This is a genomic window from Kitasatospora saccharophila (assembly GCF_039529925.1).
GTDB lineage: Bacteria > Actinomycetota > Actinomycetes > Streptomycetales > Streptomycetaceae > Kitasatospora > Kitasatospora saccharophila.
On sequence record NZ_BAAANS010000024.1, the window covers coordinates 85,072 to 109,295 of the forward strand.

Sequence of the window (24,224 nt, forward strand, 5' to 3'; positions counted from 1 at the left end):
ATGATCCGGGTATGGACCACGTGATACGAGCCGTGACCGGCGAGGACTGGCAGCAGGTCAAGCAACTGCGGCTGGACGCCCTGCGGGACCCGGCCGCGGGCATCGCCTTCCTGGACACGTACGACAACGCCGCCGGCAAGCCGGACGAGCACTGGCGGGAGCGGGCGGCCGGTTCCCGCGGCGAGGCGATCATCCAGCAGTTCGTCGCCGAGCGGCCGGACGGCGGCTGGGACGGATCGGTGACGGTGCTGATCGAGCGGGCCGGCCGCGAGGACGTCATGGGCGCGCCGGTCGAGGTCGACCAGGCCCACCTGGTGGGCGTGTTCGTCCGCCCCGAGCAGCGCGGCACCGGCCTGGCCGGGGCCCTGTTCGACGCGGCGGTCGCCTTCGCCCGCGGCCTCGACGAGCCGAAGGTCTCCCGCGTCCGCCTCTACGTGCACCAGGACAACCAGCGGGCCGAAGCCTTCTACCGCAAGGCCGGCTTCACCCGCAGCGGCCGCACCGTCCCCGTCCCGGGCGACGAGTCGTCCGTCGAGCGCGAACTCGTCCTCGGCCACTCGGGTTGAACCCGCCTCGCCGTGGGTGCTGAGAGCCGTCGATCCGGGGGCAGGCCCCGTCCGGGTACGAGCGGGTGGACCCGAACGGCATCACCTGGGTCGAGGAGCTCCGGGCGAGCGGGTGCTGCCGCACGGCGTCGAGCTGACCTGGCCGCGGGCCGCGCAGGCGTACGACTCGGCACACGGGTACGAGGAACCGCCGAACCCGGGGTCGGTAAGGACTCTTGACAGTCGGGTGGCCCGGACCACCAGTATTGGCCCGGCCAGAGTGCTTCAGGCCACCGAAGTCCCCCACCTTCGAAGGGAGCGCGGTCCATGGCCGGACCCGTTCGCGCACCACTCCGAGCCCTGCTCGCCGGAGCCGTCACCGCCGCCGTCGCCGGCGTGGTGCTCACCGGCACCGGCGCCGCCCACGCGGCGGGCACCCCACTGCCCGCCCGGGTCCTCGCCCCGTCGCCCGCGGCGTCGAGCGTCCAGGTGCCCGCGATCCAGGTGCAGGTCAACCCGTCCTCGGGGACGGTGGCCGCCGGCTCGTCGGCCACCGCGACCGTGAGCACGGCCATCATCAACAACGGCTCGTACACGTCCATCGCGCTGACGGTCAGCGGTGCTCCCGCAGGGGTCACCGCCTCGGTCAGCCCGTCCTCGGTCAGCGGCAGCTCCAGCGCCGTCCTGTCGGTGTCGACCGTCTCCACGGTCGTCCCCGGCACCTACCCGCTGACGGTCAGGGGCGCGCTGAACGGCATCTCGGCCACGTCCTCCGCGACCTACACGCTCACCGTGACCGGCGGCGCCACCGCCCCGGCGTGCTCCACCGCCCCCTGGGTCGGCACGCAGGTCTACACCGGCGGCAACACCGTCTCGTGGCAGGGCCACCAGTGGAGCGCCAAGTGGTGGACGCTGGGCGAGGAGCCCGGCACCACCGGTCAGTGGGGCGTCTGGCAGGACCTCGGCCCCTGCTGACCTGCACGCATCGCCGGGCCGCGGCCCGGAACCGGGCCCGGCGGGAGCGTGCGCGCCGGCCCGGAGCGCGCCGGGGCCCGGAGCGGACCGGGCCGCAGGACGGGCAGAACCCGGGACGGTGGCGCGGCGGTGCCCGGGTCAGTCCTTGCGGCCCGTCGCGGCGACGGTGACGCCCAGGCCGATCATGGCGAGGCCGCCGACCCCGCCGACCAGGGAGAGCCGCCGGGGCGAGCGGGCGAACCAGTCGCGGGCGGTGGCCGCGACCAGGCCCCACACCATGTCGGAGACCACGGCGATGAGGTTGAAGACCAGGCCGAGCAGCAGCATCTGCGCGGTGACGTGCCCCTGCTCGCGGTCGACGAACTGCGGCAGCACCGCGGCGAAGAACACGATGGTCTTGGGGTTGGTCAGGCCGACGGCGAAGCCCTCCCCGAACGTCCGCAAGCCGCCCCGGGCGGCTCCGACCCCGTCGAACGCCGCCCGCAGCGAGCCGCGTTCGCGCCACGCCCTGATGCCGAGGAGCACCAGGTAGGCGGCGCCCGCCAGCTTGAGCAGGGTGAAGAGGAGGACGGAGCGCTCCACCACCGCGCCCACCCCGAGCGCCACGGCCACCACCAGGGCGTACGCGCCGCTGGTGTTCCCCGCGACCGTGGTCAGCGCGGCGCGCCGGCCCTGGGCCAGCGCCCGCCCGATCACGAACAGCACGCTCGGGCCGGGGATCACGATCAGCAGGGACGACATGGCCGCGAAGGCGAGCAAGCGGTCGGCGGACACCATGGGAGTCATGCAAGCACGGGGCGGCCTGTTCCCTCCAGCGGTTTTCCCGTTCGAGGCTTTGCCAAAGCTTTACTGACGGTCCGTCAACTCCCGCTCCCCGCACCACCTCTGCTCCCGTCCACCATCCGGGACGACTGGCCGGGGCGGGGGGCGCGCAGTAATTTAGTTCACATCAGCTAACTATCATCACGGCTTCCCAGGGGGCGGCAGGAGATGGCGGACGTGGACATCGAACAGGGCAGCAAGAAACGGTGGATCGGCGCGGAACACCCGCGCTACAAGTGGGTGGCGCTGTCCAACACCACCCTCGGCATGCTGATCGCGACGATCAACTCCTCGATCGTGCTGATCTCGCTGCCGGCGATCTTCAACGGCATCCACCTCAACCCGCTGGAGCCGGGCAACGTCAGCTACCTGCTGTGGATGCTGATGGGCTACATGCTGGTCACGGCGGTGCTGGTGGTCACGCTGGGACGGCTCGGCGACATCTGGGGCCGGGTGCGGATCTACAACGCGGGCTTCCTGATCTTCACCATCACCTCGGTGATCCTCTCGCTCGACCCGATGGACGGCGGCGGCGGCGCGCTCTGGCTGATCGGCTGGCGCGTGGTCCAGGCCGTCGGCGGCGCCATGCTGATGGCGAACTCCGCGGCCATCATCACCGACGCCTTCCCGGCCAAGCAGCGCGGCATGGCGCTCGGCGTCAACATGGTCGCCGCGATCGCCGGCTCGTTCATCGGCCTGGTCCTCGGCGGCGTGCTGGCCGAGTGGAACTGGCGCTCGATCTTCTGGGTCAACGTCCCGATCGGCATCATCGGCACCGTCTGGGCCTACCGCTCGCTGCACGAGACCGGGATCCGCCGCCCCGGGAAGATCGACTGGTGGGGCAACATCAGCTTCGCCGTCGGCCTCACCGCGCTGCTCGCGGGCATCACCTACGGCATCCAGCCGTACGGCGGCCACACCATGGGCTGGACCAACCCCTGGGTGCTGGCCGGGCTGATCGGCGGCGCGGCCGTCCTGATCGCGTTCTGCCTGATCGAGATGAAGACCGCCGAACCGATGTTCCCGCTGCGGCTGTTCCGCGACCCGGTGTTCGCGGGCGGCAACCTGGCGACGCTGCTCGGCTCGATCGCCCGCGGCGGCCTGCAGTTCATGCTGATCATCTGGCTGCAGGGCATCTGGCTGCCGCTGCACGGCTACGACTACGAGGACACCCCGCTCTGGGCGGGCATCTACCTGGTGCCGCTGACCATCGGCTTCCTCGCCGCCGGCCCGGTCTCCGGCTACCTCTCGGACCGCTTCGGCGCCCGGCTGTTCGCGGCCGGCGGCCTGGTCGTGATGGCGGCCTCGTTCGCCGGACTGCTGATCCTGCCCACCGACTTCGGGTACGTGTGGTTCGCCCTGCTGGTGTTCCTCAACGGCCTCGGCGGCGGCCTGTTCGCCGCCCCCAACACCGCGCTGGTGATGTCCAGCGTCCCGGCCGCCGACCGCGGCGCCGCCTCCGGCATGCGCGCCACCTTCCAGAACGCGGGCATGGTGCTGTCCATCGGCGTGTTCTTCTCGCTGATGGTCGCGGGCCTGGCCGGATCGCTCCCGCAGACCCTCACCGACGGCCTCACCGGACAGGGCGTCTCGCCCGCCGACGCCCACACGGTGGCCCAACTCCCGCCCGTCGGCATGCTGTTCGCGGCCTTCCTCGGCTACAACCCGATCCACGAACTGCTCGGCCCGCAGGTGCTCTCCGGCCTGCCCGCCTCCAACGCCCAGACCCTCACCGGCCGGGACTTCTTCCCGCACCTGATCTCCGGCCCGTTCCACGACGGCCTGATGGTGGTCTTCTCGCTCGCCATCGCGATGTCGTTGGTCGCCGCCCTGGCCTCGCTGCTGCGCGGCCGCGGAACGGGTACGGTCGGGGACGGCCCCGAGGACGGCGCGGCCGCCGTCCCGGACGGGGACGCCGCGGTGTCCCGGGGCGCGGCGTGACGTGAAGCGGACGGCGGAGCAGGGGAGTCCAACGGTGGGACAACAGGACGAGGGCGGGCTGGACCCGGCCGAGGTGGCGCGGCTGCGGCTGGTGATCGCCCGGCTGAACCGGCACCTGATGCGGGCCTCCGACCGGCAGGAGTTCACCTTCACCCAGCAGTCCGCGCTGGCCCGGATCGAGCAGCACGGCCCGATCCGGCTCGGCGAACTCGCCGGGCTGGAACGGGTCTCCGCCCCGTCGATCACCCGCACCGTCGCCTCGCTGGTCGAAACCGGCATGGTCAACCGCGTCCCCGACCCCAGCGACGGCCGCTCCGTCCTGGTCGAACTCTCCCCGGACGGCGTCGAGTTGCTGGCCCACATCCGCCGCCGCCGCTCCGAACTGCTGGCCCGCCGGGCCGCCGAACTCACCGAGGCGGAACGGCGGACCCTGATGGCGGCCCTGCCGGTGCTGGAACGCCTGGTCGCCTTCGAGGACTGAGACCGCCCGGGGCGGCGACACCCCACCGGAAGGCCCCACCGGAACGCTCCACCGGAACGCCCTGCCGGAACGCCCGGCGGGGCGTTCCGGCTCCCGCTTCCGGCTCTTTACTTCCGGTCGCCCGGGGACGAAGATCAACCCGAGGTTCGGGGACGACGGGGGCGGACATGGGCCGGAACAGGGCGCTGGGCCTGCTGGTCGGCCCGATCCTGCTGCTCGCCGGGCTGCTCTGGGCCTCCTACCACCTGGTGACCCACGTCCGCTACGCCGGGGCCCCGCAGGTGCGGGCGACCGTCCTGACCGCCCACTACGAGCAGGACGGACGCGGCGTCCACGCCCGCCGGATCGTGCTCGCCGTCCCGGCGGCGGTTCCCCTCGACAACCTCTCCAGCGCCCCCGAGGGCCTGCGCCCCGGCGACACCGTCACCGCGCTCACCCGCCCCGGCCACGCCCTCCTCCCCGGCCAGCTCCGCTGGTCCCTGCTGCTGCTCCCGTCGTGCTTCGTGCTGGTCGGCCTGGCCGGCACCGCGACCGGCGTCATGCACCGGTGGGAGAACCCGCCGCCGCGCCCCGCCGATCCGGAAGCCTGGGAGTGAGCAGGGGACCGGACGGGACGGGGCAGGACGGGGCAGGGCAGGACGGTCAGCCCGTCAGTTCGGCCAGTTCAGCCGGGGCCAGCTCCAGGTCCGCCGCCGCCAGGTTGTCGGCGAGGTGGGCGGGCGAGGAGGTGCCCGGGATCGGGCAGACGTGTGGGCCCAGCGCCAGCAGCCAGGCGAGCAGGACCCGCGGCACGGTCGCCCCGTGCGCCTCGGCGATCCGGCGCACCGCTGGCGACACCGCCGGGTCGCCGCCCGCCAGCGGCGGGAACGGCACGTAGGCGATGCCGAGCGCCCGGCACTCCGCCAGCAGCGCCAGGTCCGCGCGCCGGGTCAGGTTGAAGTGGTTCTGCACGGCGGCCACCGGCGCCACCGCGCGGGCCTCCGCCAGCTGCCCGGCCGTCACGTTGCTCACCCCGAGCTCCCCGACCAGGCCCGCCCGCCGCAGCTCGGCCAGCGCCGCGAAGCGCTCGGCCGGCGACTCCCCGGGATCCGGGCTCATCGCACCGATCCGCAGGTACACCAGGTCCAGCCGCTCCAGGCCGAGTTCCCGCAGGTTCCGTTCGACCGCCCCGCGCAGCTCCGCCGCCGTGGCCGGAGCCGTGAACGCCCCGTCCGGGGTGCGCTGCGGCCCCACCTTGACGGCGATGAACACCCGTTCCCGGTACGGGTGCAGGGCCTCGCGCAGCAGGGCGTTGGCGGAGCGTTCCCCGGCGAAGTAGAAGGCCGCGGTGTCGAAGTGGTCGACGCCGGACTCCACCGCGCGGCGCAGCACCTCCCGCGCCGCGGCGGGTTCGGCGAGCGGCAGCCGCATCGTCCCGAGCCCGATCCGGGACAGCGTGGCGCCGCCGGGCAGCGTGAAGTCCCGGGCGCGGTCGTACTCCTGATTGATCGTCATGTCAGAATCCTCTTCGGATCCCGGACGGGGGCAACGGGCTGGCAGCATGCTGCCGGTCGTCGAACCGGACGACCGAACGACGGCGAGGGGGTGCGGAGTGGTGTCCGCCGAGGAACAGGTGACCACGATCCACGGGAAGCGCGAACTGCTGCTCCGGGCGGCCCCGTTGTTCGCGGGAGCGCGCGAGGAGTTCCTCTGCGCGGCCGCCGACCGGGACACCTGGTCCGGCGCCGCCGACGCCGCCGGTGCGGCCGGTGCGGCCGGTGCGGCCGAGCGTCCCGCCGGTCTGCGGGTGCGCAAGCTCTACACCCCGTCGGTGGTGGCGGACGACGCGTTCGCCGCCCACGCGTTCCGGGTCGCCGCCGCCGGGGGCCAGGTCCGGGTCAGCAGTTCCGGGCTGCCGGCCGAGATGATCGTGGTGGACGCCCGGGTGGCCGTCCTCGGCGGCACCGGCCCCGGCGGGCGGCCGACCTACTCGGTGCTCCGCGCCCCGACCGTGGTCGAGGGCCTGCGCGCCCTGTTCCGCGGCGCCTGGGAGGCGGCCCGCGACCTCGCCGAGCACCGGGACCGCCCCGTCCCGGTCCTCGACACCAGGGCCCGCGCGGTGCTGCGGACGCTCGGCCGGGGCCTCACCGACGAGAGTGCCGCCCGCGACCTGGACATGTCGCTGCGCAGCTACCGGCGGCGGGTGGCCGAGCTGATGGTCCTGCTGGAGGCGGACAGCCGCTTCCAGGCGGGCACCCGGGCCCGCGAGCTGGGGCTGGCCTGACCGTCCGGCCGACCCGCGCCCGCCGGGGCCCGTTCCCGCCGGGGCCCGCGCCCGGCGGGGCCGGGGTCAGAGGATGGTCAGGACGGTGGCGAAGTTCAGGGCGCTCGCGCCGCCGGGGCGGTCGCAGGCGAGCAGGTCCAGGTTCGGGGCGGTGAAGGTCTCGACCGCCGTGCCGCCGAGGAACTCGCCCGAGGTGACGGTGCCGGTCTCGGTGATCACCGTGGTGGCCAGGCCGCGCACCACGGTCGCGGTGAACGGGAAGCTGCTGCTGGTCCCGTTGTTCCAGCGGACGGTCTCCGTGCCGGTCTCGGTGAGCAGTTGGTCGCAGCTCAGCTCCAGCAGCGCGGTGACGTCCCGCTCCCCGGCGCTCGCCGTCGACCCGACGGCCAGGCAGCTGCCGGTGGGGCTGTGCGGGCCGGTGACGTTCAGGTTGCCGTCCACCGTCACGGTGGTCGGCCGGACGGTGTGGGTCAGGCCCGGGCTGTACGTGGTGTACGTCCAGCCGGTGCAGTTGACGGTGGCGAGCAGGGCCGGGGCGGCCTGCGCGGGGGCGCCGGCCGACAGCCCGGCGCCGCCGAGCAGCAGGGCCAGCAGGCCGGTGAGAGTGGTGGCACGTCCGGTACGGAGCACGGCAGCCCTCCAGGGGGTGACGGCGGTGGCGGGACGACGACGGCGGCCCGGGTCGCCCCGCCCCGGCCCGGCAGTGGCGGGGGAGGGCGACGGGGCAGCGCACCCAGGGTCGCGGCGGGCCCGCCGCCCGGCAAGGCGTACCCCGCCGACCGTCGGGCCGGGTCCGGGGAATGGCCGGACGCCGACCGCTCCGGGCCGGTCCTGGCCGAGGACGTTCGCGCAGCCGCTCGAAAACCGGCCCCGGATCAGGACGCCTGTGCGGCGATCCCGTCCAGCACCATCTCCAGGCCCACCGCGAACGACTCGCCCGGCGTCAGGTGGTCGGCCGAGACCATCACCTCGGCGATCGTCGGATGCCGCCCCTGCGCCAGCACCCGCATCATGTACGGCCCCATCGCCACCTGCCAGTCGCGGTCCGAACGCCCCTCCGCCCGCTCCGCCCGACGCTGCGCCACCTCCACCCGCAGCCGCCCCGCCAGGTACGCGTGGAACACCCCCGCCGCCTGCTGCACCCGGGTCGGCTGCCCGGCGAAGCCCGGCGCGCCGTGCACCACGGACAGCGCGGTCTCCCGGGCGGCCAGCGCGTTCGGCCCCAAGTGCGGCCGCCCGCCGAGCAGTTCGATGAACCACTCGTGCCGCAGTGCCGCCGCCCGGTAGCGTCCGGCGATCGCCCGCAGCTCCTCCCGCCACCCGGTCGGTGCCGGTACCGGTGCCGGTGTCGGCCGGGGCGCGGGCGGGGCGATCTCCCCGTACACCGCGTCCACCATCAGCTCCAGCAGTTCGGCCTTGGTCTCCACGTACCCGTACAGCCGCATCGGGCCGACCTCCAGCGCCGCCGCGACCCGCCGGATCGACACCCCCTCCAGCCCGTCCGCGTCGGCCAGTTCGAGCGCCGCGCCGACGATCAGCGCCCGGCTCAGCGGCGCGGGCGAACGCCGCTCCGGCGGCTCCGGGCGCTCCCAGACCAGCCCGGACCCGGTCTCGGTCCCGGTCTCGGTGTCGTGAGAGGACGTCATGGCAGGCGGTCTCCGTTCGGCGGTGCGGGCGGTGCGGGTGGCACGGGGGCGGTGCGGGAACACGATACGGGGGTGCGTTGCGATACACCGTATCGAGTCGATACGGTGTATCGAAAAGGTTCGGCGAACGAGGGGGAGGACGGAAAATGGCACACCCGACGGAGGTGGCGATCGTCGGCGGCGGCCCGGGCGGGCTGACCCTGGCCCGGCTGCTCACCATGCGCGGCGACCGGGTCACCGTCTACGAGCGCGACGCCGGCCGGGCCGCCCGCACCCAGGGCGGCACGCTCGACCTGCACGCCGACACCGGGCAGCGCGCCCTGCGCGCGGCCGGGCTGACGGAGGCGTTCCGCCGGCACGCCCGCCCCGAGGGGGAGGACATGCTGCTGCTCGACCACACCGGCACCGTCCTGCACCGCGACGACACCCCGGACGACTCGCCCGCGCTCCGCCCCGAGATCGACCGCGCCGACCTGCGCGACCTGCTGCTGGACGCGCTCCCGCCCGGCACCGTCGCCTGGGGCCGCGCCCTGCGCACCGCCGCCCCGGCCCCGGACGGCGGCTGGGAGCTGGAGTTCGCCGACGGCGACCGGGCCCGCCACCGGGTCCTGATCGGCGCCGACGGCGCCCACTCCCGCCTCCGGCCGCTGCTCACCCCCGCCGTGCCGCACCACCTCGGCGTCAACACCGTCGAGGGCGCCGTCCCCGACATCGACCGCACCCACCCCGGTCTGGCCGCCACCGTCGGCCGCGGCAGCTACTGGGTGGTCGGCGACGGCCGCTCGCTCGCCGCCCAGCGCTGCAGCGACGGCTCGGTCCGGGTCGGCCTGTCCTTCCACGGCCCCGCCCACCGCGCCGCCGACTGGCTCACCACCTGCGGCATCCCGTTCGCCCGCCCCGACGAGGCCCGGGCCGCGCTGCTCCCGCTGTTCGACGGCTGGACGCCCGCCTGCCGGGCCCTGATCAGCGCCTGCACCGGCCCGCTCACCCCCCGCGCGCTGACCGCCCTGCCGGTCGGCCTGCGCTGGGCGCACCGCCCCGGCCTCACCCTGCTCGGCGACGCGGCCCACCTGATGCCCCCCGTCAGCCACGGCGCCAACGCCGCGATGCGCGACGCCCTGGAGCTGGCCACCGCGCTCGACGCCGCCCCCGGCGACCCCGACGCCGCCCTGCGGGCCTACGAGGAGGAGATGTTCGCCCGCACCGCCGGGGTCGCCGCCGAGTCGGCCCGGATCCTGGAGATGATCACCTCCCCGGCCGGGGGCCGCCGGATCGCCGCGTTCTTCCGGGGCGAGGGCGGCTGAGCCGCGCCGCCGGGAAAAACCCTGGACAGGGCGCCCCCGCGGTCCGGCAGGATGGCCCGGAACGGTCTTCACGAGGAGCGGGCACGGGTACGGCGGACGACGGGGCGGTGGAACTGATCCACCTCGCCGACGGGCGGAAGGGCGTGGTGGTCCGGGTGCTGGGCCGGCGCGAGCCGGACGGGCTGGCCGCCGAGGTGGTCGTCGCGAGCGGCTTCTGCGCCGGCCGGCTCCCGGTCCGCCTCCCGGTCCGCCTCCCGCCCGCCGAGCTGGACGCCTGGGCGTCGGCCCTGGACGACCTGGCCCTCGGCCGGAGCGTCTGCCGGCTGACCGACGCCCGGAACCCGGAGATCGACGTCGCGTTCGACACCCGGTTCACCGTCCCGCTGGTCACCGTGGAGGACGTCCAGGGCTCCGCCACCGCCATGGCCGTCCCGGTGGACCTCCGGGACGGCTGGATCGACGAGCAGCGCGAGCGGCTGGAACGCGTCCGCCGGACGTACCGGGTGTGACGGCCGCCCTCAGCCCGGTAGCCCTCAGCCCGGCCGGCCTCAGCCCCGGCCGGCCTCAGCCCCGGCTGCTCTCAGCCCCGGCGGCGCAGCTCGCAGGGGTGCGGGAGGTAGGGGCCGAGGAAGCCCTCCCGGTCGCCGTTCTTGAAGGCCAGTGCCCGGCCGGTCAGACCGCCGTCCTGCAGGCGCAGTTGGAGGCCGAACGCGGGGCTGTTCAACCGGGCGTCCGCGGTGGGCAGTTGGAGCTCCGCGATCAGGCGCAGGTCCCAGCGGCGGGAGGCGGCGGCCGGGACGGCGACCGGCGGCAGGTCGGCCAGCCGGACCTCGACCAGGCCGTCCGGCAGCGCGGCGAGCGCCAGCGGGACGGCGCCGTCGGGGGTGGCGACCTCGCCGGACCAACGGCCCGCGGGCAGGGCGAGCGGCAGGTCCGGCTCGTCGACCGGGGCCAGGTGCGCCGGGTCGAACTCCGGGGCCAGCACGCCCGTCAGGTGCGCGACCACCGCGTTGCGGGCGGACTTGTCGGTCGAGTTGGCGAGCACCGCCACCGACAGCCCCCGCCCGGGCAGGTCGATCATCATCGCCGCGACGCCGCCCATCCCGCCGCCGTGGCTGCTGCACACCGAGCCGTCCGCCGCGCGCTGGACGACCCGCCCCAGCCCGTACCCCAGCTTCCCGCCGGGGGCGATGGCGGGCGCGTCGAGGACGGCCGCGGCGGTGCCGGGCGCCAGCAGCCCGGCCGAGCGGCGGGCGAACAGCGCGACGTCGCCGGCCGTCGCCCAGCCCGCCCCCGCCGCCGGGTGCCCCTCCCGGCAGGGCGGGTAGGCCCGCCCGTCCGGGGTGTACCGCACCGCGGCCGGGGCGGGGCCGGGGTGGACCGGCCCGAAGGCGAAGCCCGCCAGTCCGAGCGGCTCGGCGACCCACTCCCGCAGCAGCGCGCCCAACTCCCGCCCGGTGGCCGCCTCCAGCGCCCGGGCCACCTCCTGGTAGCCGATGTTGGAGTACTCGAACTCGCCGTCCGGCGCGTGCAGTTGCCTGCGGTAGCGGGCCAGGTCGATCGGCCCCGGAGCGCCGTCGGGGCGGTAGGAGAAGTCGTAGTACCCGGGGAACCCGCCCCGGTGCCGCAGCAGTTGGCGCACCGTCGGCGCCGCGTGCGCGAACTCCCCGGCCAGCGGCGCGTCCAGGTCCAGCAGCCCCCGGTCCGCGGCCAGGCACGCCGCGAGGCCGGTGAACGCCTTGGTCACCGAGGCCAGCCCGTACGCCGTCCCCGGCGTGGCCGGCCGCCCCGCCGCGACGTCCGCCCACCCGTACGCCCGGGCCAGCACCAGCTCCTCGCCCGCCGCCACGGCCACGCTCACCGACGGGCAGCCGGTCTCCGCCAGCACCCGTTCGCACGCCTCGTCCAGTCCGTCCAGTCCGCCCAGCCCGTTCGGCATGCCGGTTCCTCTTCTCGCGGCGGTCCGTTCCGGGTACCAGTGTGACGTCCGCGAACCGTTGACGGCGGGGCAGCCCCCGCCGCGCGGCCGGTCGGCCTCGGCGAGCAACTCGGCGGGCAGGCCGGTGAACGGCCCGGCGGCGTCGGTGCGGGCCAGGTCGAGCAGTTGGCGGCGGTACGGGCTCGGCCGCAACGCGCCCGCCGCGTCCAGGAGTTCGCGCAGTGCCCCGGCGGCGGGGGCGAGCCGGAACCGGTAGGCGGCGGGCGCGGCGCGCAGGGTGGGTTCGGCGGGCTCCAGTTCCAGGCCGCGCGCGGTGCGGACCGCGGCGGAGGCGAAGTCGCCGCGCAGGGCGTCCAGATCGGCCAGGTCCAGGTGCAGCGACCAGTTCGCCGGATCCAGCAGCAGGGCCCGTTCGAAGGCCGCGGCGGCCCGGTCGTGGTCGCCCCGTTCGCGCCACGTCCCGGCCCGGACCACCTCGGTCAGCATCGCCGGGGCGATCGCGTCGGCCCGGTCGCACAGCGCGAAGGACCGTTCGGGGTGCCCGCACATGCGCAGGAACAGCGCGTACCGGGCCACCGTCTCCGGCTGCGGCGCCCGCCCGGCGACCGCCTCCACGGCGGCCGTCCACGGCGCGAGCGCTCCCGCCGCGGCCGGGACGTCCAGCGGGTGGCCGTGGTCGCCGATCCGCAGCGCGCGGCCTCCGCCAGGGCCTCCGGATCGACCAGGGCCACCACCCGGGGATCGCCGAACCACGGCGCCGCCGCCCAGGCCACCGTCGGCCGGGCCCCCGCGACCGCGCCCAGCGCCAGCACCGCCTCGTCCAACTCCCCGTCCAGGAAACAGAAGTAGGCACGCGCCAGCACCGTGATCAGGGTGTCGGCCCGGGCCAGCAGCGCCCCCAGCTCGGCGGGCCGCTCCGTCCGCAGTTCGGCCAGCAGCGCGTACGGCTCCGGGTCGGCCGGGTCCGCCGCCACCGCCCCGGCCAGCTGTCCGAGCGCCGCCGCCGGGTCGTCCCCGCAGTGGGCCGGCACCCGGGCCAGGGCCAGGTGCGCGGTCACCGATCGATCAGTCAGGTGGGCGACGTCATCCGGCCAGGTGGGAGGGGGTGCGGGCCGGGGTGCCCCGGGCGGGGGCCGGGTCGTCCCGGGTGGCGGCGGTCGCGCGGAGGGCGATCTCCAGTTCGAGGCGGGTGTCGGGGGAGGCGAGGGCCGGGCCGAAGAGCCGGTGGACCCGGTGCAGGCGGTGGCGGGCGGTCTGCGGGTGGATGCCGAGGCGGGCGGCGACCTCGGGGGCGCTGCCGCGGCCGGTCTGCAGCCAGGCGAGCAGGGTGGCGGCGAGGCGGTCGCGCTGCTTGGGGGTGAGCGGGGCGAGCGGCGCCAGCCGGCGTTCGGCGATCAGCCGGACCAGCGCCGGGTCGGTGAGCAGCAGCAGGTCCGCGTAGCGCTCCCGGCAGTCGACCGGCCGCTGCGGGGCCTGGGGCAGCGAGGCCCGGACCAGGCGGGCCCAGCGCAGCGACTGCGCGGCCAGGGCGGGCGGCACCGCCGGGCCGATCACCGCACCGCGCCCGTGCAGGGCGGCCGCGAACTGCGGGTCGGCGAGCAGCGCGGCCGGGTCGGGCAGCAGCAGGTGCGGCCGCGGCACGTCCAGCCCGGCCAGCACCCGGTCGGGCAGCCGGACCGGGGGAGGGGCGGGCGGCCCGGGAGGGCCCGGCGGGCGGGGCGCCGGTCGCGGGTCGAGCGAGACGGCGGCGACCTGCGCGGGCAGCGGCCACTCCGCCAGCCGGGCGGCCGCGGCGAGTTCGGCCGGGTCGGCGCCCGCCAGCAGCAGGTCGTGCAGCCGGTGCCGGGCCCGGCCGAGCGCGCCGGCCCGGTCGGTGCGGGCCTCCACGTACCCCTGGACGCCGGCCGCCGCGACCTCGTCGATGTGCGCGAACACCGCCTCGGCCAGGGCCACCAGCTGCTCCGCGGTCAGGCCGCGCCGGCGGGCCACCCGGGCGTACCGGCGCCAGGCGACCCGGGCGCCGAGCCGGAACGCGGCCTGCAGGGCGTCCAGGCTGCGGCCCTCGGCGAGCTCGCCCCGGCCGAGCGAGCGGTACACCCGCAGCTGGCGCGGGCCGGGCGCGGGCAGCCCGGCGACCCGGTCGGTGAACTCGGCGAGCGCGGTCTCCACGCCCTGCTGGATTCCGGCGCCGAATTGCCCGGAGAGCGGCCGGGAGAATTCCGGGACGGCGGCCCTGATCTCCCGGACGACCTCGGCAGCGAGGGATTGCTGCTCGGCCCTGAGATCGGCGGAGAAATCGGGTGGCAGCCCCTCCCACGGTCCGGTCAATTCCGCTCCTCCGGGTAGCGAAAATCCGTTTGTCCGACGCCCGGCGCGGAGCGCTCCGGTGCGGTCGGGACACCCGGATTATGCGGCGGCGCCACCCACCGGTCAACGGGTCGGGCACGGTCGCGCGGGTCGGCGCACCACCCGGCGGGCGCGGAAACGCCGACCCGGGTGACGGTTCCGCCGGAAGGGCGGACGGAATTCCCGGCACTTCCGGACCGGATTTCCGGGACCGGCCGCGCCGCGGCCGGCGAATTCCGGAAACCGCGCCGAGAGCGGCGGGAGCGGCGGGAGGGGGCGGGAGGAGAGAGCGGACCGGGAGGAGACCGCCGCGCCCCTCGCAACCGTCCCCGCCGCCCCGGCGCCCGCCGTCCCCGCGTTCCGGGCCGTCCCCGGCCCGGCCGCCCGGCCGCCCGGCCGCACCGGCGAGCACCACCGCGAACGCGGCCCGGCCCGCCGGGCGGTGTGATCCACGTCTCGGTGCCGCCGGTGATGTCACAGATCCGGGCGCCGGGCGCTCCCAAGCACGGGTCCCGCGGGAGAGACCCCACCCGCCCCGTCCTCGTTCCGTCCTCTGGGAGAGATCACCGGCATGGAAATCCTTCGGTACGCGTTCCTCGTCTTCCACCTCTTCGGGTTCGCCGCGCTGCTGGGCGGCGTCTTCTACCAGCTGCGCGGGAAGGACCCGGTGACCGGCGGGTACATGGTGACCAGCGCGGTCGTCCAACTGGTCACCGGCGCCGGGCTGATCTGGACCAGGACCTCGCTGGACCTGCCGGTGCCGTACCCGAAGATGGCGGTGAAGCTGGGCCTGGACGTCCTGGTCGCGGTGCTGGCCCTGGTGGGCATGCGCAACCGGCGGGCGTGGGCGTTCTTCGCGGTGGCGACGTCCACGGCCGCCGCCGCGGTGGTGGCCGTCGCCTGGACCTGAGCCCGCTCAGGCCGGGTCGAGGTTCCCGGTGCGCCGCCGGGACGGGTGCGCGGCGGGGTCGTCGGGCTCGGCGATCCACCGGTCCAACTGCTCCCAGCGGTCGTACAGCCAGTCGGCGAAGGCGGCGGCGTCGGCGGTGGGGACCTGCTCGGCGCCGAAGCTCCACCAGCGCAGCCGGAGCCGGTCGCCCGGGCCCGGGGCGTAGCCGGGGCCGAGCATCCAGGGGAGCAGCCGCTCGGGGCCGGTGTGCCCGCACACCAGCACCAGGGCGGACGGCCCGGCGGCGGTCAGCGCCGCCAGCGCGCCCGGCAGGTGCGGCGGCAGCACGTGCGGCATCGCCTCGGCCCGGTCGGCCAGCGCGTCCCGCCCCCGGGCGCGCAGCTTGGCGATCGCCCCGGCGCGCCGGGCCGCGCTGTAGTTGGTGCCCTCGGGGTACAGCCAGAGCGCCTCGTCCGGGCCCAGCGCCCGCCCCAGCGCGGTGATTTCGGCCAGCGCGGCGGCCCGCCCGGCCCGGTCCCAGCGGAACAGGGTCAGCGGCACGCCGCGCAGCAGCGCCCGCAGGCCGGGCTCCAGGGCGACGCAGCGCTTGGCGATGCCGCGCGGGCGGCGGCCGAGCACGGCGGTGACCGCGGTGATCGCCAGCTGGGTGTTCAGGATGCCGGCGTGTCGGGCCAGCACCACCACCGGCCGCCCGGGGTCGGGCGCCGGCTCGGGCGCCTCGACCTGGAAGCGCAGGCCGCTCCAGTGCTCGGCCAGCAGCCGGAAGCGGCGCCCGGCCCGGGCGGTGAGCAGCCGCCAGGCGTCCGGGCCGGCGCGGCGGGCCCGCAGCCGCAGCGAACCGGCCAGCGCGGTCAGCGAGAACCCGGCCAGGTAGGCGGCCCACACCAGCGGGAGCCGGGCGGCGGCCGCGGCCCGGGCGGGCAGCAGCGGCCGGAGCAGGCCGAGCGGGAGCAGCAGCGGGACGAGGAGGAGCAGAAGCACCGTCAGGGCGCCGAGCGCGACGGCGTCCCGGGCCGAGGCGAGCGCGGCGGCGCCCGGCCGGGCAGCCCGGGAGAGCCCCGGGGAGGGCGGAGTCCTGTGCATGGCTCCAGCTCTCTCACGCCGCCGGTCCCCCGGCCAGCCGAAGATCCACTCCGCTGGACCGATCGGGGCTGGTGCCGCGTCAGGCGGCCCGCGCTGCGACGGGCCGAGGCTGCCTGACGCGGCACCGGTCTCCGCCGCCGGGTGCTGCGGACGGGCGAAGGCGCAGGTGGGAGCGGTTGCGGCCGCCGGAAACCGGATCGGACGATGGGCCTTGCGGGCCCGTCGGGTCCGCGCGGGGGACGGACCCGGGGACGCCCCGGAGACAGGCGGCGCAGCGATGGACGGTCTGACGGACGGGCAGGGCAAGGTCGCGTTCGTGCTCGGCGGCGGCGGCGAGCGCGGCGGCAACCAGGTCGGCATGATCCGGGCCCTGCTGGAGGCCGGGATCGTGCCCGACATCGTGGTCGGCACCTCGATCGGCTCGGTGCAGGGCGCCATCCTGGCGAAGAACCCCACGGTCTCGGTCATCGCCGAACTGACCGAGCTGTGGATGGAGTTCATCAGCATGCGGGTGATGAAGCCGTCCCTGCGGGCGTTCCTGTCCAACGTCCGCCACGTGCGGGCCGGGCTGACCTCGGAGGACGCCGCGCACCGGATGCTGCTCAACCACTTCGCGCCGCACACCCGGATCGAGGACCTCAAGCTCCCGTTCGTCTGCCCGGCGTCCTCGATCGAGCGGGCCGCGGCGCACTACTTCGACCAGGGGCAGCTGATCCCGGCGCTGCTGGCGTCCTGCTGCGTGCCCGGGCTGTTCCCGCCGGTGGAGATCGACGGCGAGCACTACCTGGACGGCGGGCTGATCGACTCGCTGCCGGTCGGCCTGGCCGTCTCGCTGGGGGCGAGCACGGTGTACGCGCTGCGGATCCGGCAGACCGGCGAGCAGTTGGAGGTGCCCCGGATGCCCTGGCAGCTCGCGCACGTCGCCTTCGAGGTGAGCCGGCGGGCGGCGGTGGAGGCGGAGATCGCCCGGCGCCGGCCAGGTGTCACCGTGCACGTGCTGCCCAGCGGCGAGGACGAGTTGGTGAAGGCCGGACGCGGACCGATCGCCTCCGGTCGTGCCGAACTGGAGACTGTCCGGCGCCGGATCGCGCTCGGCTACGACGCGGCCTCCGCATTCCTGGAGGGCCTCCAGCGCACCCGGCAGGACGCGACCGGCTGACCGCCGCACCGCTCCGGGGCCCCGTGCGCGCGCCCGGCGGACGCTGGTTGGGCGCCCCCGCCGACGCGCGCCCCTCCCGAGCTCCCGGACGCCCCCGCCCGCCGGGGGCGTCCGGGAGCTCGGGCCCCGGAGCGGCAGCGGCGCAGGCCACCATGGGGCCGGGGGCGGAAACGGCGTCTGACACGGTGTCAGCGCCGCCAATCCTCCACGGGCCAAGGTTCACCTAATCGGGTGCACGCGGGGGTGCACGGGCAATCCGGGGGCCGGAACGATCTAGTGTTCCGGAGGCGGCGGGCGAGCGCGGCGATCCAGTGCCTTCCGGCTCCCGTCGACGCTTTTCCCTTCCTTTACCCATTGCCCCACCGTTACCCCAGCAACACCCCCATACGCTCACGGATCTGACGGATAGTCAGGTTCCGTGCGAGACGAAGGAGAGCCCGGCCCGATGTCCGTGGACAGCAGCCCGGAGACTCAGCAGGCGCAGCGCCAGCAGACCAGCCTCACCACCGCAGCGGCCCGCAACCTGGCCACCACGACCAAGTCCGCGCCGCAGATGCAGGAGATCACCTCCCGCTGGCTGCTGCGGATGCTCCCGTGGACCCAGACCTCCGGCGGCACCTACCGGGTCAACCGCCGACTGACCTACACGGTCGGCGACGGCCGGATCGAGTTCATCCAGACCGGCGGCGACGTCCGGGTCATCCCGCAGGAGCTCGGCGAACTCGCCCTGCTGCGCGGCTACGAGGACGAGGAGGTGCTGACCGCCCTCGCCGGCCGCTGCCGGCAGCGCGACTTCCGGGCCGGCGAGGTGCTGGTCGAGCGCGGCACCGCGTCCGACCAGATCCACCTGGTCGCGCACGGCAAGATCAACCAGGTCTCCACCGGCAAGTACGGCGACGACGCCGTGGTCGGCGTCCTCGGCGACGGCGACCGCTTCGGCGAGAACGCCCTGCTGGACGCCGACGCCACCTGGGACTACACCGCCACCGCCAAGACCGCCGGCACCCTGCTGACCCTCAGCCGGGCCGACTTCGAGGCGGTGCTCGCCCAGTCCGACAGCCTGCAGGCCCACATCCGGGACTTCGCCAGCCTCCCGCTGCAGCGCCAGAACGAGCTCGGCGAGGCCGAGATCGCCATGTCGGCCGGCCACGAGGGCGAGCACCTGCTGCCCACCGCGTTCGTCGACTACGAGCTCAAGCCGCGCGAGTACGAGCTCTCCATCGCGCAGACCGTGCTCCGGGTCCACTCCCGGGTCGCGGACCTGTACAACCAGCCGATGAACCAGATCGAGCAGCAGCTCAAGCTCACCGTGGAGGCGCTGCGCGAGCGCCAGGAGTACGAGCTGATCAACAACCGCGAGTTCGGCCTGCTGGCCAACTGCGCCTTCAACCAGCGCATCCAGACCCACTCCGGCCCGGCCACCCCCGACGACCTGGACGAGCTGCTCAGCCGCCGCCGCGACTCCGAGTTCTTCCTCGCCCACCCGAAGGCGATCGCCGCCCTCGGGCGGGAGTTCAACGCCCGCGGCCTGTACCCCGACACCGTCGACCTCCAGGGCCACAAGGTCCCGGCCTGGCGCGGCGTCCCGATCCTGCCCTGCAGCAAGATCCCGATCACCCCGGAGAACACCAGCTCCATCCTGGTGCTGCGCACCGGCGAGGACAACCAGGGCGTCATCGGCCTGCACCAGACCGGCATCCCGGACGAGTACCAGCCCAGCCTGTCGGTCCGCTTCATGGGCATCGACGAGAAGGCCGTGATCAACTACCTGGTCACCGCGTACTACTCGGCGGCCATCCTGGTCCCGGACGCGCTCGGCGTGCTGGAGAACGTGGAGATCGCGCACCGCTGACCGGCGGCCGCCGGCTCCTGATCGGCACCGCGCAGTGACGGCCCGCCGCCGGCCGTAACCAAACGGCGGCGCACCACGTTGAGGGTGCGTCGGATTGATCATGCCGATCCGTTTCTGCAGCTCGCCCACGGCACTGCGGGTGGAACGGCCCGATCCTCCGACGCGCCCTCGACTGCGCTCCGGCCACCTCGGCCGGGCCCGAAGCGGGGCGCGCACCAGCTCGACGACCGCCCACAGCCACCGGAAGGTAGGACCACGCCCATGCAGCGCAACGGCCGTCCGTCGGCGGACGGCAGAACGGGAGCCCCGGCCTTACCCGCCCGCGCCCTGCCCCCGCAGTGGAGGCGCGGCGCCCGCACCGCCACCGCCCTGGCGGGCGTCGCCGTGGTCTGCGCGGTGCTCACCGGCGCCACCCAGGCCGCGTCCGCCGTGCGCGGCGCCGGCGGCGACCACCGGCTCGACATCTGCGTCAAGGTGCACACCTCGGTCGACGCCCCCGGCGTGCACATCGAGGTGGACGCGGGCGGCGGGGCGAACGTCCCGCTCCGCCCGCAGAACGGGGCCGGGGGCGGGAGCGACGGCAAGCCGGGCAACGGGCACGAGAGCCACGGGAACGGGAACGGGTACGGGCACGAGCACCACTGCCACCCCAAGCCCAGCCCCACGCCCAAGCCCAGCCCCACGCCGACCCCGACGCCGAAGCCGACGCCGACGCCGACCCCGACGCCCACCCCCGTCCCGAAGCCGGCGCCCACCCCCACGCCGACCCCGGTGCCCGCACCCCCGGCACCCCCGGCCACCGGGCCACCCGCGCCCCGCTCGGCCCGGACCGCCCCCAGCGCGGTGCCACCGCCCGCGCCGGCCCCCAGCCCCGCACCGACGACGCCCGCGTCGAGCCCCCCAGCCGCCCGGCCCGCGCCCGCCCCCACCGTCCACCTGCCGCCGCCCCCGGTGCACGTCGAGGCGCCCAAGCGGCACAGCACCCCGACCACCACCCGGATGCTGGTGGTCACCGTCCCCGCCGTGCTCGCCGCCGCCGCGCTGCGCCCGCGCGGGAAGTCCGGAAGCGCCGGGCGCCGCGGCCGTTCCTGATCCCGCCGTTACCGCCCCCGCGGCCGCGATCGCCCCCGCGGCCCTTCCCGAGCCCGCACCGGGGCGGGAGCGGACCGGCGGAGAACCGACAACACCCTTCACCCAACCGACAGTTCAGGAGAGGACCCGTCATGTCCGAATGGCTGGCACTAGCCCTCGCGATGGCCGGGGCGTGCCTGGTCGTCGTCGCGGTCGTGCTGGTGCGGAACCGCAGGGTCGACGAGCACGAGGACACCTCGGAGACGCCCGACGTCATCGAGTACATCACCATGATGATCGGCGTGGTCTACGCGATCGTGCTGGGCCTGGCGATCGCGGGCGTCTGGGAGTCGCGCTCCGCCGCGCAGGACGACGTGCAGCGCGAAGCCCAGGCGCTGCACGAGGTCAGCGCCCGCGCCGAGGTGTTCCCCGCCGATTACCGCGCCGTGGTCGACAAGGACGTCGAGGCGTACGTCTCGTTCGTGGTGGACACCGAGTGGCACTACATGCGCACCGAGGGGGAGATCAGCCCCGAGGGCACCGACCTGCTCGCCAAGCTGCGCACCGACGTCGCCGCGCGGGCGCCGCAGAACGACATCGAGGCGCAGGCGTACCAGGCGATGATGGACAAGATCGCCAGCGCCGACGAGGCCCGCAACTCCCGTGGCGGCAACGTCGGTCCGACCATGCCCGGGGTGGTCTGGTTCGGTCTCGGCGTCGGTGCGGTGATCACCATCGGCATGCTGTTCGCCCTGCAGATCCGCCGCTCGCCGCGCGAACTCGTCCTGGCCGGCACCTTCAGCGCCCTGTTCGGGTTCCTGCTGTTCCTGATCTGGGACTTCGACGACCCCTTCGGGCGCGGCATGTCGGTCACCACCGAGCCGTTCCTCAACCTGTTCCCCTTCCTCGGCGGCTGACCGGTGGTCGACCGATGGTCGAACCGTGACCGGGTAGGTGCACCAACTGTCCGCCCGGTGAACGGAACTGAGCGGACATGAGGAACATTCGGCGGCGCGCACCGTACCGAAGCGGTTCGCGCACTACTCTGGTGGGAGCCGCCCGCCGCACCGACCGGGGTCCTGGTGCGGGCGGCTGACGGGGAGCCCGCGCGGGCCGCCGCCCCGGGCGGCGGTGGCGCGGGCACGACGGGGGAGAGCACGAAGGGGAAGCACCGCATGGGGGAACACACGGGGGAGGGCACCCGCCGGGGCGCCACCGCACCGCACGCACCGCACGCACCACAGGCACCGCACGCACCGCACCCGGTGGGGGACGAGTCCGACCCGGCCGAGCGGGGGCGCCGCTTCCTGCTCGCCCGGGTGCCCGCCCCCGGCAGCGTCACCGCCGCCCGCCGGATCACCGACCGGTACGTGGACGGCACCCGGCTGCGGCTGCGCCGGGTCGAGCGGCTCGACACCGGCGAGTGCAGCTACCGGCTCGGCCGGGAGCAGCCCGCCTGCCCGGACGCGCCCGCCGACCTGCAGCTCTCCGAGCAGGAGTACGCCCGCCTGCTGGCCGCGCTGCCCGGCCCCGAGCTGACCAGGACCCGGCTCGGCGTCCCCCCGCTCGGGGTGGACGTCTTCGAGGGCCCGCTGCTCGGACTGGTGCTGGCCGAGGCCGAGTTCGAGAACCCCGAGGATGAAGAAACGTTCGTCCCTCCTCCCGGCTGCGTCGCCGAGCTCACCACGGACGACCATTTCACCGGCGGCCACCTGGCCCGCACCGACCGCGAACACCTCCGCGCCGGCCTCGCCGAGTACGGTGTGGCCCTGCCGTGAGCTCCGCGGCCGAGGCCCGGCACCGAGGCCCGATACCGAGGAGGGCGGACCGGACGGACACCGAGGCACGGGAAGCCTGCGTCAGCGCCCTGACCGCCCTGGCCGACAGCGCCGCCCACCAGGACCGCGCCGACGCCGGACGGGCACTCGCGTCGTTCGCCGAACTCCCGGCGGCGGCAAGGGTGCTGGCCGACCTGCTGGCCGACCCGCAGGACACCTACGTGACCCTGGAGACCGCCCGGGCCCTGCTGCGGCGCGGCGACCGGGCGGCGGTCGCGATCCTCGTGGAGGCCCTGGCCGACCTGGACGTCCAGCACGAGCAGTACGTCGACGACGCCGTCCGCGAGGTGCTCGGCGTCTTCGAGGAGGACCGCACCCGGGTGTCGCTGCTGGCCGAGGAGTCGGCCGCGGGTCCGGACGCCCGGTCGGCCAAGGGCGCGGCCGTGCTGCGCGGCATGCTGGGCGCGGTGGAACCGGTCTTCGGGCCCGCCCGCTGACCGCTTCCCGACCGGCGGCCGACCGCTCGGGGCGCCTTCCGGCGGGTGCCTTCCGGCGGTCCGGGGACCCGAAGGCCCCGGACCGCCGGAAGGGCGTCGCTACTCCGCGGAGTTCTTCAGGTGCCGGGCGAAGAACCCGGCCGCGGCCTCGCCCGCGTACTCGGGAACGCCGGTGTGGCCGCCCATGTTGGCGCTCAGCGACTTCTCCGCCGAGCCGAAGGCGTCGAACAGGTCGAGCGAGGCCCGCCGGTCGTTGCCCTCGTCGTCCCACTGCAGCAGGACGTGCAGCGGGACGGTGACCCGGCGGGCGTCCTCGAAGGTGGCGCGGGGGAGCAGGCTGCCGGCGAACAGGCCGGCGGCCGCGATCCGCGGCTCGACCGCGGCGAGGCGGACGCCGATCGAGATCACCCCGCCCGAGTAGCCGACCGGGCCGCCGATGCCGGGCACCTCCAGCAGGGCGTCCAGCGCGGCCCGCCACTCCGGGACGGCCAGTTCGACCAGCGGGAGGACCAGGGCGTCGATGGTCTCCGGGCCCACCGGTTCGCCCGCCGCCATCGCCCGGCGCAGTTCGGCGCGGCCCTGCTCCAGGGCGGGGACGCGGGGCCGCTCGCCGCTGCCGGGGAGTTCGATGGTGGCCGAGGCGAAGCCGTCGGCGGCGGCCCGGCGGGCCCGGTCCGCCAGCCGGGGGCGCATCCGGGCCAGACCCAGCGGCGGCATGCCGAGCAGGATCAGCGGCACGGGCGCGGACGGGTCGGCGGACGCGGGCGTCCACAGGACGCCGGGGACCTCGCCGAGGGTGAAGTCGCGTTCCAGGACGTCGCCGTCGAGGTGGGACGCGGAGGTGAAGTGCACAGTCATGGCTGTGTGCCTTTCGGGAGTGCTCAGGAACGGCGCTCCCGGACGGATCACTACCGCCCGACCGTGGCCCCAGCGGGGAGCACCCATGTCGTCACTGCGTTCACGGGTACCACCTCCAAGGTCTCTCGCACGGCCTCCGGAAAAGTAGCAGCCGGCGTGGCGGGGTGCCAAACGGCGGGCCCGCCCGGGGGCGGGGCGGCTGCGGAGATCGGCCGAAATCTACAGGGAAACTGTACATTCGGCGGTCGGAAACCTAGGGTGGGGAGCATGAGCGAAGACTCCGACCCCGCGCCGTCCGCCCTGTGCGCCTCGCAGCAGGTGCGCTCGGTGATCGGCAAGCTGCGCCGCCGGATCCGGTCCGCCGCCGGGACGGGAGACTTCACCCTCACCCAGGCCTCCACCGTGGGACGGCTGCTGGACAGCGAAGTGGGCCTGACCACCAGCGACCTCGCCGTCGCCGAGGGGATGCGCCACCAGTCGATGGCCACCACCATCGCCACCCTGGCCGCACAGGGCCTGGTCGAACGCAGCCGCGACCCCGAGGACGGCCGCCGGGTCCTGATCGGGCTCACCCCCGAAGGCCGGCGCCGCGGCGAGGAGGGCCGCCGGGCCCGCGGCGAGTGGCTGGCCGCCGAGCTCCAGGCGAAGTGCACCGAGGAGGAGCGGCGGACCGTCATCGCCGCGATGGCCGTCCTCGAACGGATCGTCCAGGAGTGACGGCCCGCCCCCGCCCCGGGGAACCCCCGTACCACGA

25 protein-coding genes are annotated in these 24,224 nt (G+C 75.4%); 16 read left to right on the plus strand and 9 right to left on the minus strand.

Going from position 1 to position 24,224, the window contains the following annotated elements; all coding sequences use genetic code 11:
* Positions 1 to 11 precede the first annotated feature (11 nt).
* Together ABD345_RS18795 and ABD345_RS18800 are read left to right on the plus strand one after the other, a co-directional pair.
* A complete protein-coding gene (locus tag ABD345_RS18795; protein ID WP_344553433.1) occupies positions 12 to 566 on the plus strand; it encodes a GNAT family N-acetyltransferase in 555 nt (184 codons plus the stop codon).
* Positions 567 to 872: 306 nt separating this feature from the next.
* Complete coding sequence (locus tag ABD345_RS18800) at positions 873 to 1,520, plus strand: hypothetical protein (protein WP_344553435.1); 648 nt, start codon at positions 873 to 875, stop codon at positions 1,518 to 1,520.
* Positions 1,521 to 1,658: 138 nt separating this feature from the next.
* On the opposite strand, the gene ABD345_RS18805 is transcribed toward ABD345_RS18800, so the two are convergent.
* Positions 1,659 to 2,297, minus strand: coding sequence for a LysE family translocator (locus ABD345_RS18805; protein ID WP_344553436.1), 639 nt, complete (start codon positions 2,295 to 2,297; stop codon positions 1,659 to 1,661).
* Between the two features lie 213 nt (positions 2,298 to 2,510).
* Between ABD345_RS18805 and ABD345_RS18810 the strand changes: the two genes are divergently transcribed.
* From ABD345_RS18810 to ABD345_RS18820, 3 genes are all read left to right on the plus strand, one after another.
* A complete protein-coding gene (locus ABD345_RS18810) occupies positions 2,511 to 4,283 on the plus strand; it encodes an MFS transporter (RefSeq protein WP_344553437.1) in 1,773 nt (590 codons plus the stop codon).
* A gap of 34 nt (positions 4,284 to 4,317) precedes the next feature.
* On the plus strand, positions 4,318 to 4,764 hold the full coding sequence (locus ABD345_RS18815) for a MarR family winged helix-turn-helix transcriptional regulator (RefSeq protein WP_344553438.1): 447 nt from the start codon (positions 4,318 to 4,320) through the stop codon (positions 4,762 to 4,764).
* Positions 4,765 to 4,931: 167 nt separating this feature from the next.
* Positions 4,932 to 5,360: a hypothetical protein gene (locus ABD345_RS18820; RefSeq protein WP_344553439.1), complete on the plus strand. Its 429-nt coding sequence runs from the start codon at positions 4,932 to 4,934 to the stop codon at positions 5,358 to 5,360.
* A 46-nt stretch (positions 5,361 to 5,406) separates the two neighbouring features.
* Here the strand turns inward: ABD345_RS18820 and ABD345_RS18825 are convergent, their stop codons facing one another.
* Positions 5,407 to 6,258 (minus strand): aldo/keto reductase, encoded by an 852-nt coding sequence (locus tag ABD345_RS18825; protein WP_344553440.1) that lies wholly within the window; start codon positions 6,256 to 6,258, stop codon positions 5,407 to 5,409.
* A gap of 118 nt (positions 6,259 to 6,376) precedes the next feature.
* On the opposite strand from ABD345_RS18825, the gene ABD345_RS18830 reads away from it, so the two are divergent.
* Entirely contained in the window at positions 6,377 to 7,027 is a 651-nt protein-coding gene (locus tag ABD345_RS18830; protein ID WP_344553441.1) for a helix-turn-helix domain-containing protein, read from the plus strand.
* 66 nt (positions 7,028 to 7,093) lie between these two features.
* On the opposite strand, the gene ABD345_RS18835 is transcribed toward ABD345_RS18830, so the two are convergent.
* Complete coding sequence (locus tag ABD345_RS18835; RefSeq protein ID WP_344553443.1) at positions 7,094 to 7,657, minus strand: hypothetical protein; 564 nt, start codon at positions 7,655 to 7,657, stop codon at positions 7,094 to 7,096.
* Positions 7,658 to 7,902: 245 nt separating this feature from the next.
* Complete coding sequence (locus tag ABD345_RS18840; protein ID WP_344553444.1) at positions 7,903 to 8,673, minus strand: TetR/AcrR family transcriptional regulator; 771 nt, start codon at positions 8,671 to 8,673, stop codon at positions 7,903 to 7,905.
* 146 nt (positions 8,674 to 8,819) lie between these two features.
* On the opposite strand from ABD345_RS18840, the gene ABD345_RS18845 reads away from it, so the two are divergent.
* Positions 8,820 to 9,977: an FAD-dependent oxidoreductase gene (locus tag ABD345_RS18845; RefSeq protein WP_344553446.1), complete on the plus strand. Its 1,158-nt coding sequence runs from the start codon at positions 8,820 to 8,822 to the stop codon at positions 9,975 to 9,977.
* A 107-nt stretch (positions 9,978 to 10,084) separates the two neighbouring features.
* Complete coding sequence (locus ABD345_RS18850) at positions 10,085 to 10,486, plus strand: DUF5959 family protein (RefSeq protein ID WP_344553447.1); 402 nt, start codon at positions 10,085 to 10,087, stop codon at positions 10,484 to 10,486.
* 71 nt (positions 10,487 to 10,557) lie between these two features.
* Here ABD345_RS18850 and ABD345_RS18855 read toward each other — a convergent pair whose 3' ends face one another.
* From ABD345_RS18855 to ABD345_RS18865, 3 genes are read right to left on the minus strand one after another with little or no spacing between them, the layout of a single operon-like run.
* Positions 10,558 to 12,465 (minus strand): serine hydrolase, encoded by a 1,908-nt coding sequence (locus tag ABD345_RS18855; protein ID WP_344553489.1) that lies wholly within the window; start codon positions 12,463 to 12,465, stop codon positions 10,558 to 10,560.
* Complete coding sequence (locus tag ABD345_RS18860) at positions 12,396 to 12,974, minus strand: hypothetical protein (protein WP_344553449.1); 579 nt, start codon at positions 12,972 to 12,974, stop codon at positions 12,396 to 12,398. Before ABD345_RS18860 ends, ABD345_RS18855 begins: the two co-directional genes overlap by 70 nt.
* 25 nt (positions 12,975 to 12,999) lie before the next feature.
* The gene (locus tag ABD345_RS18865; RefSeq protein ID WP_344553450.1) at positions 13,000 to 14,244 is read right to left on the minus strand and encodes a PucR-like N-terminal domain-containing protein; all 1,245 of its coding nucleotides are present in this window, start codon (positions 14,242 to 14,244) and stop codon (positions 13,000 to 13,002) included.
* Positions 14,245 to 14,833: 589 nt separating this feature from the next.
* Here ABD345_RS18865 and ABD345_RS18870 point away from each other — a divergent pair.
* Complete coding sequence (locus tag ABD345_RS18870) at positions 14,834 to 15,172, plus strand: hypothetical protein (protein ID WP_344553452.1); 339 nt, start codon at positions 14,834 to 14,836, stop codon at positions 15,170 to 15,172.
* Positions 15,173 to 15,178: 6 nt separating this feature from the next.
* On the opposite strand, the gene ABD345_RS18875 is transcribed toward ABD345_RS18870, so the two are convergent.
* Positions 15,179 to 16,255 (minus strand): 1-acyl-sn-glycerol-3-phosphate acyltransferase, encoded by a 1,077-nt coding sequence (locus ABD345_RS18875; RefSeq protein WP_344553454.1) that lies wholly within the window; start codon positions 16,253 to 16,255, stop codon positions 15,179 to 15,181.
* A gap of 277 nt (positions 16,256 to 16,532) precedes the next feature.
* Between ABD345_RS18875 and ABD345_RS18880 the strand changes: the two genes are divergently transcribed.
* The 6 genes from ABD345_RS18880 to ABD345_RS18905 all read left to right on the plus strand — a co-directional run bounded on the left by ABD345_RS18880 (position 16,533) and on the right by ABD345_RS18905 (position 22,612).
* Positions 16,533 to 17,414: a patatin-like phospholipase family protein gene (locus tag ABD345_RS18880; protein WP_344553455.1), complete on the plus strand. Its 882-nt coding sequence runs from the start codon at positions 16,533 to 16,535 to the stop codon at positions 17,412 to 17,414.
* Between the two features lie 445 nt (positions 17,415 to 17,859).
* Positions 17,860 to 19,266, plus strand: a complete 1,407-nt coding sequence (locus tag ABD345_RS18885) for a family 2B encapsulin nanocompartment shell protein (protein WP_344553457.1) — start codon at positions 17,860 to 17,862, stop codon at positions 19,264 to 19,266.
* A 261-nt stretch (positions 19,267 to 19,527) separates the two neighbouring features.
* Positions 19,528 to 20,358, plus strand: coding sequence for a hypothetical protein (locus ABD345_RS18890; RefSeq protein ID WP_344553458.1), 831 nt, complete (start codon positions 19,528 to 19,530; stop codon positions 20,356 to 20,358).
* A 131-nt stretch (positions 20,359 to 20,489) separates the two neighbouring features.
* Entirely contained in the window at positions 20,490 to 21,254 is a 765-nt protein-coding gene (locus ABD345_RS18895; RefSeq protein ID WP_344553459.1) for a bestrophin-like domain, read from the plus strand.
* 258 nt (positions 21,255 to 21,512) lie between these two features.
* Positions 21,513 to 22,115 carry a CYTH domain-containing protein gene (locus ABD345_RS18900; RefSeq protein ID WP_344553460.1) on the plus strand — a complete coding sequence of 201 codons (603 nt, stop codon included), beginning with the start codon at positions 21,513 to 21,515 and terminating at the stop codon, positions 22,113 to 22,115.
* Positions 22,112 to 22,612 (plus strand): hypothetical protein, encoded by a 501-nt coding sequence (locus tag ABD345_RS18905; protein ID WP_344553461.1) that lies wholly within the window; start codon positions 22,112 to 22,114, stop codon positions 22,610 to 22,612. The genes ABD345_RS18900 and ABD345_RS18905 overlap by 4 nt, the downstream gene beginning before the upstream one ends.
* Before the next feature lie 99 nt (positions 22,613 to 22,711).
* On the opposite strand, the gene ABD345_RS18910 is transcribed toward ABD345_RS18905, so the two are convergent.
* Positions 22,712 to 23,464 carry a dienelactone hydrolase family protein gene (locus ABD345_RS18910; protein ID WP_344553490.1) on the minus strand — a complete coding sequence of 251 codons (753 nt, stop codon included), beginning with the start codon at positions 23,462 to 23,464 and terminating at the stop codon, positions 22,712 to 22,714.
* Positions 23,465 to 23,737: 273 nt separating this feature from the next.
* Here ABD345_RS18910 and ABD345_RS18915 point away from each other — a divergent pair, with 273 nt between their 5' ends.
* The gene (locus ABD345_RS18915) at positions 23,738 to 24,187 is read left to right on the plus strand and encodes a MarR family winged helix-turn-helix transcriptional regulator (RefSeq protein WP_344553462.1); all 450 of its coding nucleotides are present in this window, start codon (positions 23,738 to 23,740) and stop codon (positions 24,185 to 24,187) included.
* Positions 24,188 to 24,224 lie beyond the last annotated feature (37 nt).

What these genes read in the sequence shown, in the direction of transcription:
- ABD345_RS18895 (WP_344553459.1), top strand. Translation starts at nt 20,490, where the DNA reads ATGTCCGAATGGCTGGCACTAGCCCTCGCGATGGCCGGGGCGTGCCTG.
- ABD345_RS18795 (WP_344553433.1), top strand. Translation starts at nt 12, where the DNA reads ATGGACCACGTGATACGAGCCGTGACCGGCGAGGACTGGCAGCAGGTC.
- ABD345_RS18885 (WP_344553457.1), top strand. Translation starts at nt 17,860, where the DNA reads ATGTCCGTGGACAGCAGCCCGGAGACTCAGCAGGCGCAGCGCCAGCAG.
- ABD345_RS18870 (WP_344553452.1), top strand. Translation starts at nt 14,834, where the DNA reads ATGGAAATCCTTCGGTACGCGTTCCTCGTCTTCCACCTCTTCGGGTTC.
- ABD345_RS18875 (WP_344553454.1), bottom strand. Translation starts at nt 16,255, where the DNA reads ATGCACAGGACTCCGCCCTCCCCGGGGCTCTCCCGGGCTGCCCGGCCG.
- ABD345_RS18880 (WP_344553455.1), top strand. Translation starts at nt 16,533, where the DNA reads ATGGACGGTCTGACGGACGGGCAGGGCAAGGTCGCGTTCGTGCTCGGC.
- ABD345_RS18840 (WP_344553444.1), bottom strand. Translation starts at nt 8,673, where the DNA reads ATGACGTCCTCTCACGACACCGAGACCGGGACCGAGACCGGGTCCGGG.
- ABD345_RS18890 (WP_344553458.1), top strand. Translation starts at nt 19,528, where the DNA reads ATGCAGCGCAACGGCCGTCCGTCGGCGGACGGCAGAACGGGAGCCCCG.
- ABD345_RS18845 (WP_344553446.1), top strand. Translation starts at nt 8,820, where the DNA reads ATGGCACACCCGACGGAGGTGGCGATCGTCGGCGGCGGCCCGGGCGGG.
- ABD345_RS18805 (WP_344553436.1), bottom strand. Translation starts at nt 2,297, where the DNA reads ATGGTGTCCGCCGACCGCTTGCTCGCCTTCGCGGCCATGTCGTCCCTG.
- ABD345_RS18820 (WP_344553439.1), top strand. Translation starts at nt 4,932, where the DNA reads ATGGGCCGGAACAGGGCGCTGGGCCTGCTGGTCGGCCCGATCCTGCTG.
- ABD345_RS18915 (WP_344553462.1), top strand. Translation starts at nt 23,738, where the DNA reads ATGAGCGAAGACTCCGACCCCGCGCCGTCCGCCCTGTGCGCCTCGCAG.
- ABD345_RS18810 (WP_344553437.1), top strand. Translation starts at nt 2,511, where the DNA reads ATGGCGGACGTGGACATCGAACAGGGCAGCAAGAAACGGTGGATCGGC.
- ABD345_RS18855 (WP_344553489.1), bottom strand. Translation starts at nt 12,465, where the DNA reads ATGTGCGGGCACCCCGAACGGTCCTTCGCGCTGTGCGACCGGGCCGAC.
- ABD345_RS18800 (WP_344553435.1), top strand. Translation starts at nt 873, where the DNA reads ATGGCCGGACCCGTTCGCGCACCACTCCGAGCCCTGCTCGCCGGAGCC.
- ABD345_RS18825 (WP_344553440.1), bottom strand. Translation starts at nt 6,258, where the DNA reads ATGACGATCAATCAGGAGTACGACCGCGCCCGGGACTTCACGCTGCCC.
- ABD345_RS18900 (WP_344553460.1), top strand. Translation starts at nt 21,513, where the DNA reads ATGGGGGAACACACGGGGGAGGGCACCCGCCGGGGCGCCACCGCACCG.